At 69.3% G+C, this 15,242-nt stretch carries 14 protein-coding genes and 1 pseudogene; 8 read left to right on the top strand and 7 right to left on the bottom strand.

Annotated elements, in window-relative coordinates; all coding sequences use genetic code 11:
* Window positions 1-337: 337 nt before the first annotated feature.
* Complete coding sequence (locus ACFQVC_RS32205; RefSeq protein WP_381837260.1) at window positions 338-1,363, bottom strand: recombinase family protein; 1,026 nt, start codon at window positions 1,361-1,363, stop codon at window positions 338-340.
* A 537-nt stretch (window positions 1,364-1,900) separates the two neighbouring features.
* On the opposite strand from ACFQVC_RS32205, the gene ACFQVC_RS32200 reads away from it, so the two are divergent.
* On the top strand, window positions 1,901-3,397 hold the full coding sequence (locus ACFQVC_RS32200; RefSeq protein WP_381837258.1) for an MFS transporter: 1,497 nt from the start codon (window positions 1,901-1,903) through the stop codon (window positions 3,395-3,397).
* A gap of 45 nt (window positions 3,398-3,442) precedes the next feature.
* On the opposite strand, the pseudogene ACFQVC_RS32195 reads toward ACFQVC_RS32200, so the two are convergent.
* Window positions 3,443-4,447 (bottom strand): annotated as a pseudogene (locus ACFQVC_RS32195) (Tn3 family transposase); the annotation flags it as partial.
* Window positions 4,448-4,892: 445 nt separating this feature from the next.
* Between ACFQVC_RS32195 and ACFQVC_RS32190 the strand changes: the two are divergent.
* From ACFQVC_RS32190 to ACFQVC_RS32165, 6 genes are all read left to right on the top strand, one after another.
* The gene (locus ACFQVC_RS32190) at window positions 4,893-5,489 is read left to right on the top strand and encodes a DUF3291 domain-containing protein (protein ID WP_381837256.1); all 597 of its coding nucleotides are present in this window, start codon (window positions 4,893-4,895) and stop codon (window positions 5,487-5,489) included.
* The gene (locus ACFQVC_RS32185) at window positions 5,479-5,937 is read left to right on the top strand and encodes a nitroreductase family deazaflavin-dependent oxidoreductase (protein ID WP_381837254.1); all 459 of its coding nucleotides are present in this window, start codon (window positions 5,479-5,481) and stop codon (window positions 5,935-5,937) included. Before ACFQVC_RS32190 ends, ACFQVC_RS32185 begins: the two co-directional genes overlap by 11 nt.
* A 241-nt stretch (window positions 5,938-6,178) precedes the next feature.
* Window positions 6,179-7,687 (top strand): FAD-dependent oxidoreductase, encoded by a 1,509-nt coding sequence (locus tag ACFQVC_RS32180; protein WP_381837252.1) that lies wholly within the window; start codon window positions 6,179-6,181, stop codon window positions 7,685-7,687.
* A 15-nt stretch (window positions 7,688-7,702) separates the two neighbouring features.
* On the top strand, window positions 7,703-8,830 hold the full coding sequence (locus tag ACFQVC_RS32175) for a hypothetical protein (protein ID WP_381837250.1): 1,128 nt from the start codon (window positions 7,703-7,705) through the stop codon (window positions 8,828-8,830).
* A gap of 4 nt (window positions 8,831-8,834) precedes the next feature.
* Window positions 8,835-9,443, top strand: a complete 609-nt coding sequence (locus tag ACFQVC_RS32170; protein WP_381837248.1) for a TetR/AcrR family transcriptional regulator — start codon at window positions 8,835-8,837, stop codon at window positions 9,441-9,443.
* A 30-nt stretch (window positions 9,444-9,473) separates the two neighbouring features.
* Window positions 9,474-10,757: an MFS transporter gene (locus tag ACFQVC_RS32165; RefSeq protein WP_381837246.1), complete on the top strand. Its 1,284-nt coding sequence runs from the start codon at window positions 9,474-9,476 to the stop codon at window positions 10,755-10,757.
* 101 nt (window positions 10,758-10,858) lie between these two features.
* On the opposite strand, the gene ACFQVC_RS32160 is transcribed toward ACFQVC_RS32165, so the two are convergent.
* The 3 genes from ACFQVC_RS32160 to ACFQVC_RS32150 all read right to left on the bottom strand — a co-directional run bounded on the left by ACFQVC_RS32160 (window position 10,859) and on the right by ACFQVC_RS32150 (window position 13,750).
* Window positions 10,859-11,827: a ribosome-inactivating family protein gene (locus ACFQVC_RS32160; protein ID WP_381837245.1), complete on the bottom strand. Its 969-nt coding sequence runs from the start codon at window positions 11,825-11,827 to the stop codon at window positions 10,859-10,861.
* 22 nt (window positions 11,828-11,849) lie between these two features.
* Complete coding sequence (locus tag ACFQVC_RS32155; protein ID WP_381837243.1) at window positions 11,850-12,353, bottom strand: hypothetical protein; 504 nt, start codon at window positions 12,351-12,353, stop codon at window positions 11,850-11,852.
* A gap of 200 nt (window positions 12,354-12,553) precedes the next feature.
* The gene (locus ACFQVC_RS32150) at window positions 12,554-13,750 is read right to left on the bottom strand and encodes an epoxide hydrolase family protein (protein ID WP_381837241.1); all 1,197 of its coding nucleotides are present in this window, start codon (window positions 13,748-13,750) and stop codon (window positions 12,554-12,556) included.
* A 102-nt stretch (window positions 13,751-13,852) separates the two neighbouring features.
* Between ACFQVC_RS32150 and ACFQVC_RS32145 the strand changes: the two genes are divergently transcribed.
* Entirely contained in the window at window positions 13,853-14,416 is a 564-nt protein-coding gene (locus ACFQVC_RS32145) for a CGNR zinc finger domain-containing protein (protein ID WP_381837239.1), read from the top strand.
* A gap of 138 nt (window positions 14,417-14,554) precedes the next feature.
* Here the strand turns inward: ACFQVC_RS32145 and ACFQVC_RS32140 are convergent, their stop codons facing one another.
* Together ACFQVC_RS32140 and ACFQVC_RS32135 are read right to left on the bottom strand one after the other, a co-directional pair.
* Window positions 14,555-14,980, bottom strand: coding sequence for an Hsp20/alpha crystallin family protein (locus ACFQVC_RS32140; protein WP_381837237.1), 426 nt, complete (start codon window positions 14,978-14,980; stop codon window positions 14,555-14,557).
* A gap of 11 nt (window positions 14,981-14,991) precedes the next feature.
* A complete protein-coding gene (locus tag ACFQVC_RS32135) occupies window positions 14,992-15,237 on the bottom strand; it encodes a universal stress protein (protein WP_381837235.1) in 246 nt (81 codons plus the stop codon).
* Between the last annotated feature and the right edge of the window lie 5 nt (window positions 15,238-15,242).

Here is a 15,242-nt window from a genome sequence, read left to right as displayed (position 1 = left end):
TAGCCGAACTGCAGGGCCAGCGGGGCGAATTCGGGCGTCCGCCGGTCTCGGCCAGGTCGTCGGCGTCGACCGGAACATGGCTGCGGTAGCAGTCCACGCAGGGGCCCTCCCCCACCTGGACCTGGAACAGTTCGAGCAGGGCGGCCTGGTCGTCGGTGACCGCAATGGTGCGCAGTTGTCCGCGGGCGGTGGCCACCATGATGCCGACCGCGTCGGCGCCGATCAGGCCGAGGCAGTGGGCGGCGAGACGGTCGAGCAGAACGACCGGGTCGAAGTCGTCGGCGAAGGTGTCGGCGAGCCCGACGAAGGCCTCGGCGACCTGCTGTTCACGGGTCCATCACCGTTCACCGTCTCCCTCACCGGCGCCGCGGCGGCCGGGGTCTCGTCTTCGTGCTGGCGCTGGTCTGCGTCTGGCGGCGGGCCCTCGCCCGTTCTCGCTCTCCCGGCCGTTCCCGATCCCGGGTGTGAGTAGTTGCGGTACAGAAAGTGCCGTTGAGACTGATTGTGGTCCGGCTGGCGCCGGGGTGAGGGGGTCGTCCGGCCGTCGGATGCGGACTCGGCGGGGGCGGGGGCGGGGGATGTCGTCGGCGTCCTGGAGGTCGGCGAAGTCGGCGTGCGCTTGGGCGACGGCTTCGGGGAACGCCTCCTGCTTCTCGTGCTCGGCGAGCGCCCGGTAGATGCTCGCGACGCTGAGGGCCTGCCCCTTGCGCTTGCCGGTGGGGATGATCAGGTCGGGCTGGACCTGCTCGACCGACTCTCCGTTCCTACGGCGGCGGAGCACGGTGTGCAGCATGTCCTCGGTGATGACCGGCGGTCGGCCGCCGTGCTTGCCCTTGCGGGCCGCCGCGTCGAGTTCTTCGAGGGTCGACTCCCTGATGTTCTCCCGCTCGGTCTCCGCCATCGCCGCGAAGAACGCGAACAGCAGTCGGCCGGGCCCGCTCGGGTCGTACATCCCGGGCAGGGGTCCGGCGAGCATCTCCAGGACCAGGCCGTGGGCGGTGAGGTGGTCGGCGAGCGCGGTGAGTTCCGCGGCGTCGCGGCCCAGCCGTTTCATCTCGTACACGGTGAAGATGACACGGCAGTGCGGGGCGTGGGCCTTGGTCTGGCGAGCCAGCGAGAGCGCGGCCTCGAACTGCGGCCGGACGCGGACGCGGGTGCTGATCTTCTCGGAGAACACCTTGTCGCGTGGGATGCCGTGCTTGGCCAGCGCGTCGAGCTGTGACTGGAGTTCCCGGGTGAGCGTCGAGCAGCGCGCGTACCCGATGCGGATGTCGGCACTCGGGGTGTCCGGCGCGAGGGCGAGCGGGACCGGGGTGCCGGGCCTCCACAGCTGACCGGGCCCGCGATCGGCCGGGGTGGGCACGCGCAGGAGCTTGGCGAGTCGGGGCACCTTGGTGAAGCGGCCGGTGTGGTACGTGCCGGCGACCGCGCCGGAGCGCGAGCGGCACGGCGAACCGGGGTCGGCCTCGCAGCGCGGGCAGGGTGGCGCTCGATGTCGTCGGCGTCACTCGCGGAAGCCGCTTGAGGGACCGTCATGACGGTCGGACCGGCCGGGGCGGGGCCACTATCTGATGTGCGCCTGGGCTCCGGGGTGTCGTATCGTGGTGGGGTTCCTGTGCCGAGGTCTCGGTGGCAGTGATCGGATTTCCTGTTCCTTCTGTGTGTCGATCTTGAGGTGACTTCCTATTAACCAGGCCATGTAGTCGTCCGTGTTCCCCGCGTGCTGTGTTGTCGCACGTGTCCGGGGGCGGACGTCGCGCTGGCCTGAGTTGCGTCACCGTTCCCCGCAGTTTTCTGTCCCGGGTGCAGCTCTGCCGTCTGCCCCGGGCTTTGGTGTTTTCCGGTCCCGGTGCGGCTGTCGGCTGGGCTCCCCGATTCCTTTGGATCAGGAGTTCCTGTTTTGTCTTCCTCCGCGCTCGACAACGAGCCAGAGCACATCACCACCCAGACCCCGACCCACCCCTCACCTGGCCACCCCTCACCTGGCCCCTCGAAGATGGCCATGGGGGCCTGGATCGCCCTCCTGGTGCTGCTGACCGCCGAGCTGATGAACATGCTCGACCAGTCGGTCGTCCTGACCGCCCTGCCCGCGATCCAGGAGTCGACCGGCGCCGGACCGGTCGCGGTGCAGTGGCTGACCACCGCCTACTCCCTCCCCGTCGCTGTCGGGTTGATCACCGGCGGACGGCTCGGTGACATCTACGGCCGGCGCAGGATCCTGCTGATCGGCACCGTCGTGTTCACCGCCGCCTCACTGCTGTGCGGTCTGGCCACCGGCCCGGGCGTGCTGATCGGCGCCCGCCTGCTCCAGGGCGTCGGCGTGGCGGTGATGATCCCGCAGGTCCTGGCGACCATGCACGTCACCTTCGAAGGCGACAACCGCAGCAAGGCGTTCGGCCTGTACGGGGCTGTCCTGGCCATCGCCAACGTCCTGGGTCCGGTCCTGGGCGGCGTGCTCACCGAGGCCGACCTGTTCGGGCTGTCCTGGCGGCCGATCTTCCTGGTCAACGTGCCCGTCGGGCTGGCCGTACTGATCCTGGGGCGCGCATTCATCCCCGAGTCGACCGTCCGCAAGGCCGACCGGCTCGACCTGGTCGGCATGCTGCTGTCCGGCCTGGCCATCGTCCTGATCCTCTTCCCGCTCACCGAGGGCCACGCCCACGGCTGGCCGCTGTGGTGCTTCGCCATGCTCGCCGCCGGCGTCCTCTTCCTCGGTGTCTTCCTGCGCCACCAGCGGCGCAGGCAGGGCAACGCCCCGCTGGTGCCCCTGTCCCTCTTCCGGGTCAGGCAGTTCTCCGGGGGCATGGCCGCGGACCTGATGCACGGCCTGCTGTGCGGCCTGTTCTTCATGACCTGGACGCTGTACCTGCAGCGCGGACTGGGCATGAGCCCGCTTGAGGCGGCCGTGGCCTTCGTGCTGCTTTCCGTGGGAGAACTGGGCGGTGCGACCATCGCGGCGAAGACCGCCGGACGTTTCGCCCGCCGCCTGCCGCAGGCCGGAGCCCTCATCGCGACCGCTGCCATGGTCGCCTACGGGCTCCAGATCGGCGGCCACCAGGCCGACCTGACCCTGCTGGCGATGACTGCTCCGGTGGTACTGATCGGTTTCGGCCTGGGCATGGTGTCCGGCCCGCTCGCCGATCTGTCGCTGGCCAGGGTCCCGTACGAGGACGCAGGCTCGGCCTCGGGCCTGTTCAACACCGCCATTCACCTGGGCATCGCGCTGGGCACCGCGCTCACCGCCGTGGTGTTCTTCGCCATCACCGGCGGCTCCCACGACGGCGCGGTCAACCGCGACGCGTTCGTCACTGTGCTGTGGTGGGTCGGCAGCCTCCTCGCCCTGATGTGGGCCCTGATGTTCTGCCTGCCCAAGCAGGCCGACAACCAGGCCGACTGAGCCACCCCCAGGTCCCGGCCGGCACGTCGGCCGGGACCTGCGCCCTCAGCCCTCCTCGCCCTCCCGGTCCTCGGCGGCATCGGGGTCCCGGAAGGGGCGCTGGCCCCGGCCCGGTCCGCTGGCGGTGATGTTGAACAAGTAGCGGCCCAGGAAATTGATGTGCCGATCCTTGAGCGGGGAGAGGCGGGCGACGTCCTCGTCTTTGATGTCGTTGCCCTCCGCGCGGAGCCGGGCCACGGCGGCGTCCAGGTAGCGGGTGTTCCACAGCACCACCGCGTTGAGGACCAGACCCAGGGCGGCCAGCTGGTCCTCCTCGCCCTCGCGGTACGCCTGGCGGATCTGGCCCCAGCCGCCGTGGCAGATCGCCCGGGCAAGCCGGTGGCGGGACTCCTGCACGATGAGCTGCCTGTTCATCAGGCGCCGGCAGGTGTCATCGACCGGGTCGACCAGGGCGAGCAGGTGCATGGTCTTGTCGATGCGCCCGTACTCGGCGAACGCCGCCCCCAGCGGGGTCGGGTGCCCTTCGCGGCCGAACATCCGCAACAGGTCCTAGGCCCTCACCTGGTTGGTGATGAGCGATCCGGCCACGCGGAGCATGTCCGGCCAGTGCGTGGTGATCTTCTTCAGGTTGACCTTGTTGCAGGCCACGTCCTCCAGCGACCCGTACCCGTCGGCCGGCGCCCCGTTGCCGTCGGGCAGATCGGCCCGCCAGAAGCGCTGATCGGCCAGGTCGCGGAAGCGCGGGGCGAAGCGGAAGCCGAGCATCTTGTACAGGCCGAAGGCCATGTCTGAGTACGAGGCGTTGTCGGTCGCCACAATCTCCGGCTTCACCCCGCCGTCGAGGTTCAGCAGGGTGTCCAGGGTGTAGAGGCTGTCGCGCGGGGTGCCGCGTACGACCATCGCGCCGATCCCGGCGACCTGATCGTAGACGGCGTTGAGCCAGGTCACGCCGCGTTTGTACCCGTAGTACTTGGGCGAGGGCCCGGTGTTGATACTTCGGACGGGGACGACGAAGCGCAGGCCGTCATGCTGGCCAGTACGGCCCCCACCACCCCGGCCCCGTGTCCGCTCAGCACCAGCCCGGCGGTCAGCGCCACCGGGGCCATCGTGTCGCCGAGCCGGGCGATACCCCGGGCGGCGAAGAAGAGCGTGAAGTTACGGGACCACAGGCCCCCTGACGCGACGGATATGTCCCCGGGAGCTTGTCATGATGGGCCGTAGTGTCGCGGCCATCAGGTGCGCCCGGCAACCGAATTGGGCCGGCGCAGGCAGTACGCAGATCATGGGACGCCCGCCGTGCCCCAGCGCCCGCAAGGCCTGTACACGAAGCCACTTGGGCAGGGAAAACGCAACTTCGACAGGTCCCGCGGAGGCAGCTACCTTCACCTGGTCTTCGGCGATCGCAAACGCTCGCGCAGGGGTTTCAGGCCCTCGTCCCATGCGTAAAGCCGCCGAATCGGGCCCCCACCAGGCACCCCCGACCAGGGAGAGACGCATGCCCCATCTTGCTCTGTACACATTCGGCGTCCTGAAATCACCTCTCGCTGATTCCGCGCCTCTCACGCGTGAACTCCAGGACAGCGGCAGGGCCATCTACCAGAAGATCAGCCGGCATCCCGGGTACCTCACTCGTGCTGAAGCGGTGGACGGCGGCCGCGGCACGCACTTCGACCTGGACTGGGGCGCGTGGGGCGAGTTCGCCGTACCGGCCTGGTACGACAAGGGCCGTACGGCGGAAACCGCCGCCCTGGACTCGACCCTTTCACTCTGGACCGATCTGCGCTCCGCCTTCGACGCCATCTACACGGGTCTGCACCGTGAGGCTCTGAACAGGCGTTACGACTGGTTCGAGAGGACAGGACACCCGAGTCACGTGTGCTGGTGGGTCTCCGACGACGTGATACCCACCTGGCAGGACGGGGTTTCCAGGCTGGAGTACCTCCACGACCACGGCCCCGCGCCGCACGCCTTCACCTTCCAGCACTGCTTCACCTCGGATCGGGAACGGCGGTCTCCCCTTCGCGCGAGGCCTGTGCTGGACTGTCCCGACATAAGCCGTACACGACAATGGGGTGAATGCGGTGCCTCTTGAGGGCGAGTACGAGCCGAGTCCGGCGCAGTGGGTGCGTGAGCAGGTCGAGCTGTATGAGCGTTCGGGCGGCACCCAGGGCACCACGCTCTGGGACACGGGCCTGCCGGTCGTCATTGTCACGATGCGCGGCGCGAAGAGCGGCAGGATCCGCAAGATTCCGCTGATGCGCGTGGAGCACGAGGGGCGGTATGCAGCGGTGGCCTCGAAGGGCGGCTACCCGCACCATCCGGTCTGGTACTTCAACCTCAAGGCCGACCCGCGGGTGGATCTCCAGGACGGCCCCGAACGCCAGGCCATGACGGCCCGTGAGCTCACCGGGGACGAGAAGGCCCAGTGGTGGCAGCGCGCGGTCGCCGCGTATCCGCCGTACGCCGAATACCAGGAGAACACCGACCGCGTGATCCCCGTCTTCCTCCTCGAACCCGAGCACCCGGCCGGGCCGGCGTAAGCCCGGCGTCGGCACAGCAGCTCCGCGCAGCAGCTCCGCGCAGCAGCAACGTGACGCCTCACGCCAAGGCGTGCGTACGGGCGTGCGGATGTTCGGCCTGCCGTTTCCCCGGCCGGAGCGCGGGAGTTCACGCCGTCGTGCCTCAAGTCCCCTGCAAGGGCTGGTTCGTTCGGGACGTACCTGCTAGATTCCCCATCCCCGAATCATACATTCACTCAGCATGTGTATGAATGGAGTAACCATGCGAGGCAAGACGGCCGTGGTGCTCGGCGGCAGCGTGGCGGGGCTGTGCGCCGCAGGAGTGCTCGCGCGGCATTTCGACGAGGTGATCGTCCTGGAACGGGACCGGCTCCCGCCGGACGCGCAGCACCGCCGGGGCGTGCCGCAGAGCAAGCACCCGCACTTCCTGCTCAACTCCGGGCGCCGCGCGATCGGCGAGATCTTCCCCGGGTTCGAAGAGGCCCTGATCGCCGCGGGCGGGATGCACCTGATGCCGTCGTTGGACGCGGCGTACTGCGAGAACGACGGCTGGGCCGCGCGCAAGTCCGGGTCGATGACGATGATCTACAGCTCCCGCGTGCTCATCGAGCGGGTCCTGCGCGACAAGGTCCGTGAGCTCCCGGCCATCGAGATCCGCGAGGGCGTGACCGTCACCGGGCTCCGCTGCACCGGGGCCGGCACCGCGCGCGGGCGCGTCGAGGGAGTCGAGTACCGCACCGGCGACGAGCCGGGGCGGCTGTCCGCCGATCTGGTCGTCGACGCGCTGGGGCGCGGCTCTTCCGTCGCCGACTGGCTGAGCGCGGCGGGATGGCCGACGCCGCCGGAGAAGACCCTCGACGCCAAGGTCACCTACACCTCGCGGTGGTACGACCTGCCGCCCGCCGACCGGCGCCCCGAGTCGTGGTGGTGGAAGCACCTGGTCATCACCCCGACCCAGGACACCGGCGACCACCCCGAGGAGCACGAGTTCCTCAGCAACTTCTTCCCGATCGAGGGCGACCGGGCCATCGTGTGCATGGGAGCGTGGGGCCTGCGGATGCCGCGCGAGGTCGACACCTTCGAGGCCGCGGCGGACCGTGTGCGGGCCACGGCTTTCGGTCAGGCGATGCGCGCCTGCACGCCGACCTCCGAGGTGCACCTCACGCGTTCGACCGGCAACAAATGGCGCCGCTTCGATCTGCTCGACCGGCCCCCGCTCGGCCTGGTCTGTATCGGTGACTCGATCTGCGCGTTCAACCCGTTCTACGCCCAGGGGATGAGTTCGGCGGCCCGCTCCGCGCTCATCCTCGCGGAGATGCTGCACGGCCGCGATGTCCTCGACCTCGCCTTCTTCCGCGAGTTCCTCGCCCGGCAGAAGAAGTCACTCGACGTGCCCTGGATGCTCGCCATGGCCCGTGACCAGGCCTATGACTTCGCCACCGGCAGCGAGGTCGTCGCCGCCTGGCGGCGCAGGCTGTCTGCGCGCTTCAGCTGGCCGGTCTTCAACGCCATCACCGCCGCGAGCCGCGAAGACGACTACGTCGAGCGGACGTTCGCCCAGGTCTTCAACCTCGACAAGTCGCTCAGGGACATGGCCACCGATCCGCGGTTCTGGTTCGGCATCGCACGCTACAAGCTGCGTCAACGGCTCGGACGTACGGTCGTGCCCGGCGGCTTCGACGACCAACAGGACCCGCCCGCCACCGACTTCACCGGCTACACCGGCACCGACAGGTCCACGTCCGCCGAGACCGCTCTCGTCAACGACTGACCCGAGGAGCAAGGTATGAGCTATTCATGCGACTCCGCGGCCGAACGCCTCGCGGACAAGCTCGGCTTCTCCTGTCATGACGCCCACCCCGTCGTGGACTTCCGCAACCCGTTGGGTCTCGAGAACGCCACCATGGTGTTCCTCGAACTGCTCATCATCGGCGGCGCGGCGTTCGCCCTCGTCCATGCGTGGCGGCGATGGCGGCGCGACGGCGACCCGGTCAGCATCTCGTTGTGGTTCGCCTCGGTCGTCTACCTGGCGGTGATCGAGCCGCCGCTCTACTTCCCCGCCTGGTTCGGCCTGGAGGAACACGTCGGGCTCATCTTCTCCCACAACGTGTTCACCGTGCAGTTCATGTACGACCGGCTGCCGCTGTACATCGTGGCCTTCTACCCGGCGCTGTCCCAGCTCGCCTACGAACTGGTCCGCGCCCTCGGCGTCTTCACCCGCCGCGGGGCCCTGTCCGGTTCGCTGGCGGTCGCGTTCGTCTGCCAGGTCTTCTACGAGATCTTCGATCAGCTCGGACCCCAGCTGAAGTGGTGGGCCTGGAACCCGGGCAACGAAATGATCAACGAACCGGCGCTCGCCTCGGTCCCGATGAACAGCATGTACCTGTTCGCCTCGGTCTCCTTCGGCGCGATGACCTACTTCACCGTCCGGTTCGTCGGCCCGAAGGACGGCCGGGGCCCGCTCACCGGCCGTCAGATCGGTCTGCGCACCGTCGCCGCCGGTGCCCTGGCACCGGTGGCGATGGCGGTCGCGGGCGTGCCGAGCAACGTCTTCCGCGGTGGGGACCAGCTCGGTGTCCAGCGGGCCGTCCTCGGCGCCGAGCTCGCCCTGGTCTGGATCGTCGGCCTGTACCTTCTCGTCGACGCCTGGCGCGCGCGGCGCACGGATCAGGGCCCGGTGGCGTCACCGCTGTTCGCGCGGACGTATCCGGCGCTGTACCTCGGCGTTCACGTCGTCCTCTGGCTGACCGCCCTGCCGGCGCACTTCGCGGCGGTCGACGGCGTCACCGAGCAGGGCACCCCGGTCGGCAGCCTGTGGTACACCGCGCTGTGCACCGTCGCCGCGACCGGGCTCATCGTGGCCGCACTGCGCGCGACCAGGTTCCAACGGGCCGAGGAGCCTGTGCGATCCTGAGGCCATGGGGCACCACGGCTGGGGAGGCCGGCCTCCCGCTTCGGACGCGGAGGCCCGGCAGCGCATCATCGACGCGACCGCCCGCTGCATCGACAGGCACGGCGTCACGAAGACGACCCTGTCCGACGTCGCGGGCGAGCTCGGCGTCACCCGCCAGACCGTCTACCGCCACTTCGGCCGCATCAGCGACATCGTCGCAGAAGTGGCGGCCCAGGGGGCCGAGTCATTCGTCGAGCTGATGATCGCGCATCTGCAAGGGATCACCGATCCGGCCGAAGCCGTGGTCGAAGGCATGGTCTTCTGCGTACGGACCATTCCCGCCGAGCCACGGGTGAGCCTGCTGCTTCAACTCGGCGACACCACCGCCTTCGGCCGCGGCGCCACCACCAAGGACGCCATCGCCTACGGCGCCAAGATGCTGGAGCGCTTCCCCGTCGACTGGGCCGCCGCCGGCATCGGCGAAGACGACCTCAACGGCCTCGCCGAGATCATCCTGCGACTCCTGACGTCGCTGCTCCAGCACCCGAACGACGCACCGCAGGACGAAGCCCGACTCCGCGCCCTCCTCAACCGCTGGCTGGCCCCCTCGCTGATTACGCAAACCGGGGCGTGAGCAGGGGAGTTGCGTGGAAGGGTCCTGGACATGACAGAAACGATCACGTCCACCGCCCCGCCCGGACGGCCGACCCGGCAGCTGCTCGCCGCCTCTGTCGGCAATGCCGTGGAATGGTACGACTGGTACGCGTACACCTTTCTGGCCACGTACATCGCCGCGCAGATCTTCCCCGAGAATTCCGAGAGTTCACTGGTCCCGCTGCTGTCGACGTTCGCCGTCTTCGCGGTGGGATTCTTCATGCGGCCCGTCGGCGGCCTGGTGATGGGGGTCGTGGCCGACCGGCACGGACGGCGGGCGGCGCTGACCGTGACCATTCTGCTGATGGGCGGGAGCAGCCTGCTGGTGGGGCTCACACCGACGTATGCCGCCGCCGGGATTCTGGCCCCGGTGATCCTGGTCTTCGCGCGACTGCTGCAAGGGCTGTCCGTGGGCGGGGAGTTCGCGGCGTCGACGACTTTCCTCGTGGAGTCGGCCAGCCCCGGGCGGCGCGGCCTCTTCTCCAGCTTCCAGTACGTGTCGACCACCGTCGGACAGCTCGCGGCTTCCGGTGTCGCGGCGCTGCTTGTCGCCAATCTCGCGTCCGGCGCCATGGACAGCTGGGGCTGGCGTGTGCCGTTCCTGCTGGGCGCGGTGCTGAGCCTGGTCGGGTTCTGGATCCGGCGCGGAGCACACGAGACGCGCAGTGAGGAACAGGCGAACGCGCCCCGTCCCGGGCTGTTCGAGGCCCTGCGCCGCCATCCCCGTGCCTCACTGCTGATCTGCGGAATCACCGCCGGCGGAACGATCGCGTACTACACGTGGACCTCGTACCTGCCGACGTACGCCGAACTCAACACGGGTGTGGCCAAAGCCGACGCGCTGCTGGCGGGCACGATCTCGCTGACGTTCTTCGCTGTGCTCCAGCCGCTGGCGGGCATGGCGTCCGACCGCTTCGGACGCAAGCCGCTGCTGCTGATGTTCGGCCTTGGCTTCGCCCTGCTGAGCGTGCCGCTGCTGCGTGCCCTCGACGGCTCGTTCCTCACGTTGCTGCTCGTGCAGTGCGCGGGCATGGTGCTCCTCAGCGGATTCACGGCGGTCTCCGCGGCCGTGAACGCCGAGATCTTCCCCGCGCGGGTGCGCGCCGCGGGAATCGGGTTTCCGTACTCTCTGACCGTCGCCCTCTTCGGGGGTACGGCGCCGTATATCGGGACGCTGTTCAAGGACGTCGGGCAGGCAGGGCTGTTCCCGGTGTACATGGCCGTGCTGTGCCTCGTGTCCGCAACGGTGTACGCACGCCTGCCGGAGACCGCGCACAAGCCCCTGGAGCGGTGAGCAGGCCACCGCAGCACCTTCAAGTGCACCCCTCCGCCGTGCTCCACCTCGCAGACGAGACGGAGCACGGCGGTGGCCGCTGTCGGTCAACGCCCCCTGCGTCAGGGCTTCTTCGCCGGTGGCTTGATCAGGTAGAGCCGACGGGCCAGATCAAGGGCGCTGAGGAACACCCAGGCCCCGTTCCAGCGGACTTCACGGCGCTGCTGCCACACCTCGCCGTTGCCGCTCGGGTCGGCGGCGCGCGCCCGGAGGACGGCCTGGGACCCCTGGTCCCAGCTTGTGATCTCGTCCGAATGGTTGCCCACGGTCCATTGCCTGCCGCCACGAATCGCCTGGGCGATCTGCGCGGGGATCGCCTGGAACCTCGCCCCTTCGGCCAGGGACACGGCCAGGACGTTGACCGCGTTCTCCAGCGTGTGGGTGCTCGTGTCCGGGTCGTGACGGTGGATGTCGCGCACCGCGTCCCGCAGTCGGCTTCTGCTGACGGTGACGCGGGGCAGACCGCGGTAGTTGACGCCCCAGCCGAAGTGCTCCCGGCGCACGCCCTGGTACACGTTGCGCGGGACCATGTCGACCGTGCGGCCGTCCCGCTGCTCGGTGAACGTGTAGAAGACGCGGCTGGTCGCGTCCCTGTTCTCCACGTAGATTCCCAGCAGATAGCTGTCGGACCTGCGGAAGACGCCTCGGACCATACGGCCCTGGGTGAACTCGTCCTCGCTGAACCGTCCGAGGTAGATCGACTGCATGGCGGTGGGGTCGGGGTTCTCGATCAGGTGGCCGGCACCGGGCCGATGGGTGCTCTCCTCCCCCAGCATCGCGTTGCGCAGGGCCCCGACCGTGCGGGTATACAGTTCCGCGAACTCCTCGTCGTTTGTCACCGCCCTCGGCCGCGCCTGCTCCTGGGGCTGCGCCTCGGCCCGGGCGCTGTGGTCCGCCGTGGTCCTGGCCGGGGCGCCGTGAGTGTCCGTACCTGCCGCGCCCAGCGTGCCCGCGAGGACCGCGACCACCACGGCGGTGCTGACCAACCGCCGCCGCACCGGGCCCCGTTCGGCCCTTTCAGCCTGACGCATCATCTCTTCCGAGCCCCCCATGTCAGGCCCAGAACTCGAACTCGGCACGCAGCTGGCCCTTGGTGACCCGGCCCCCGTCGCTGTAGTAGAGGGCCTTGTACTCCGCGCCCTTCTCCAGCTTCGCATCGATCAGGGTCGAGCCGTACGCGCCACAGTTGGCGTTGCCACAGGCCCAGTCCCAGGTGACGCGCTTGCCGTTGCTGTCCAGGATCTCGATCCAGTCCCAGCCGTCGTACGGATCCCGCCCCGAGGGCGCCACCCACGTGACGCTGACTCCATTGATGTGGGACTGGTACCAGTAACCCCTGAACTGCGCCGGCGACACCTCATTGATCAGGTAGTCGGTGTTCAGCTTCCCCGGCTCCGCTCCGGGGTCCCCCGGGCCATCGCGCCTGTCCTGCGGCGGCTGCCGGCGCTCACGCTCCGAGTCGGGCGACGCGGCCGCCGGTGCGGCGGCCTTCGTCGACTCCCCCGCTCCCTGTGACGCCGCCGAAGCCGTACCCAGCGCCACCACGGACGCGGTCACGAGCCCTGCGGCCAGGACCGCGGACCGCCGCCGGGGCGTACCGGCCCCGGCGTATAAGGAAGAAGCCTTTCCCCTGCCTCGCGTACGGAACAACACGCCTACTCCATCTCGCCGTTGATCGGTGATCGATGCGCCAGGAACGCTACGAAGCAGTGATCAATGTTCCCTTGACGGCCGGTCAACGCGCGTTCACCAGCCTTTCAACATCGCGCGGAGGGCGATCGCCGGTGGGCGGCCAGCACGGCCGCGAGGCCTTCTCGCAGGTCCTTGACGAAGTACTCGGGGACCTCGAGGGACGGGAAGTGTCCCCCTGTTCCGGGCTCGCTCCAGCGGACGATCTGCCGGTAGCGCTCCTGTGCCCAGGGGCGCGGGCACTTCTCGACGTCGCGGGGGTAGGCAGTGATCGCCGACGGGACGTCGACCCGGAGTTCGGGGTCGAGCGAGTTGTGGCTCTCGTAGTAGATGCGGGCCGCCGACGCACCGGTCCGCGTCAGCCAGTACAAGGTGACGTCGTCGAGGACGCGGTCGCGGGAAATCGTCTCGAACGGGCTGTCCTCGGTGTCCGACCACTCGGCGAACTTGTCGAGGATCCAGGCGAGCAGCCCGACCGGTGAGTCGACGAGCGAGTAGCCGATGGTCTGCGGCCGGGTCGCCTGCTGCTTCGCGTACGCCGCACGGCGGCGCCAGAAGTCGCGGGTGTCCTCGGCCCATTCGCGCTCGACCGCAGTCAGCCCGTCCGTCGCAAGCCCGGGCGGCCCCTCCGCGAACGTGGTGTGGATGCCGAGAACGTGCGCCGGGAACCTGCCGCCGAGAACCGTGGTGATATTGCCTCCCCAGTCGCCGCCGTGGGCCGCGAACTGGTCGTAGCCGAGCCTTCCCATCAGTTCCACCCATGCGGCCGCGATCTTCTCGGTGCCCCACCCGGTGGTGGCCGGCTTGTCGCTGTAACCGAAGCCGGGCAGCGACGGGACCACGACATGGAACGCCGGCGCGTCCGCGTCCTTCGGATCCGCCAACTCGTCCACCACATCGATGAACCGGGCCACGCTGTCAGGCCAGCCATGCGTCAAGATCAGCGGAGTGGCGTCCGCGCGCGCGGACCGGCGGTGCAGGAAGTGGATTCCCAGACCGTCAATGGCCGTACGGAACTGGCCGATCCGGTTGAGGCGTTCTTCGAACGGACGCCAGTCGTACCCGGTGCGCCAGTAGTTCACGACATCGACGAGGTCGGCGAGCGGAACACCCTGTTCCCACCGGCGCGGGCCGGGCGCCGCGCGAGGGGCCGTCGTCTCGGCCTCCGGCAGCCGCGCCGCGGCCAGTCGCGCGCGCAGATCGTCGAGGTCGGCGTCGCTTGCGTGGGCTTCAAATGCTTGCACGTCGGCGGTTGGACGGGGCATGAGACCTCCTGGCCATCGCGGAACCGGCCACGACCGTAGCGAACCGGCTAAGACGGTTCTAGCGTGTTTTCATGCCGAAGCGCAACCAGCTATGGTGGTTCCATGCGCTCCGGCTTCCCTGACTTCCGCCTCGGTTCCGTGCTGGCGACCAGCTTCACCGGGACACTGTCGGAGCGTCATGGCGACGCCGTGGAGCGCATTCCCGTGCCGCAGCGACTCATCGACTGGCTGGCGGTCAACGGCCTCGACGTGGACTCCTGCACCACCGCCCAGCTGGACCGCGCCCGGGAACTGAGGGAGTCGATTCACGCCGCCGCGACAGCCGCCGCGACCCAGGACGCTCTCCCCGCATCTGCGGTCCACGTCATCAATGACTGCAGCGCTCAAGGCCGGGCCGCGGCTGTCCTGACACCCGAGGGCCAGCGGCGATGGCGGCTCGACCCGGCTTCCTGCGTGGAAGATGCCCTCGGCGTGATCGCCGCCGACGCGATCAGCATCATCGCGGGCGAACGAGACGGAAGACTGGCCCTGTGCGCCTCACCGACCTGCCGAGCCGCCTTCTTCGACACCAGCCGGAGCCGCACCCGCAGATGGTGCGACATGAACACCTGCGGGAACCGGCAGAAGAAGGCGCGCTTCCAGGCGAACCAGCGCAAGAACCCCTGATCGGCAAAGTGATCGTCACCTCCTCGCGCCTGTTCTTCCCGGCCTGCCCCCCCCGTGAGGACCGGAACGGCGCGAGCGCCCGCGTGCCCGAATCGTCCGGGCACGCGGGCTGGTGTGTGCGCAAGCAGCCGACCGTACTCAGCCCTGCCGCACCGGAATGGTCCTCGTACCGGTCTTCGTCTCCGGCACCGGGACCGTGATGGTCAGCACGCCATCCTTGTAGTCCGCCGTCGCGTCGTCGCCGCGCGCCCCGGCCGGCAGCGGGACCGAGCGGGCGAAGGTGCCGTAACGGAACTCGGTGTGGCGCCTGTCGGTGGTCTGCGTGCTGCGCTCGGCGCGCAGCGTCAGCACGCCCTCGCTGATGGTCAGTTCGACGTCCTTGGCCGGGTCGATCCCCGGGAGTTCGGCCCGCAGGATGTACATCCCGTCCGTCAGGACTTCCTCAATGCGGATGCCGTGCAGTCCCGGCACCGTGTGCAGCCCGGGTACGCCCGCCTCCATCCAGCCGAACAGGTCGGACAGCGCGGGCGGCCAGCCCGGCAGCCGCTCGATCATGCCACTCATCTCGTCCTCCCTCACGTGCAGTTGTACGCCGGTCCTTCCTGAGTGCAGACGCGAGGCACGGGAGTGCCGCACTCGTGCGCCACGACGACGATCGAGCACGGCACGTGGCGGAGCACCGAGTGCGTGACCCTGCCCACGTGGCTCCCGACCGCCGAGCGGCGGACGCGCCGGCCGACGATCACCAGGCCGGCCTCCCCGGCCGCACGTACCAGCGCGTGCGCCGGGCGGCCCTGCTGTGCGACGGCCCGTACCTCCACCGTCG

It is taken from the genome of Streptomyces monticola, assembly GCF_042665355.1.
GTDB classification, from domain to species: Bacteria; Actinomycetota; Actinomycetes; order Streptomycetales; family Streptomycetaceae; genus Streptomyces; species Streptomyces monticola.
Note: the sequence above shows the minus strand (reverse complement) of the source record. Positions and strands in the feature narration are given on the sequence as shown.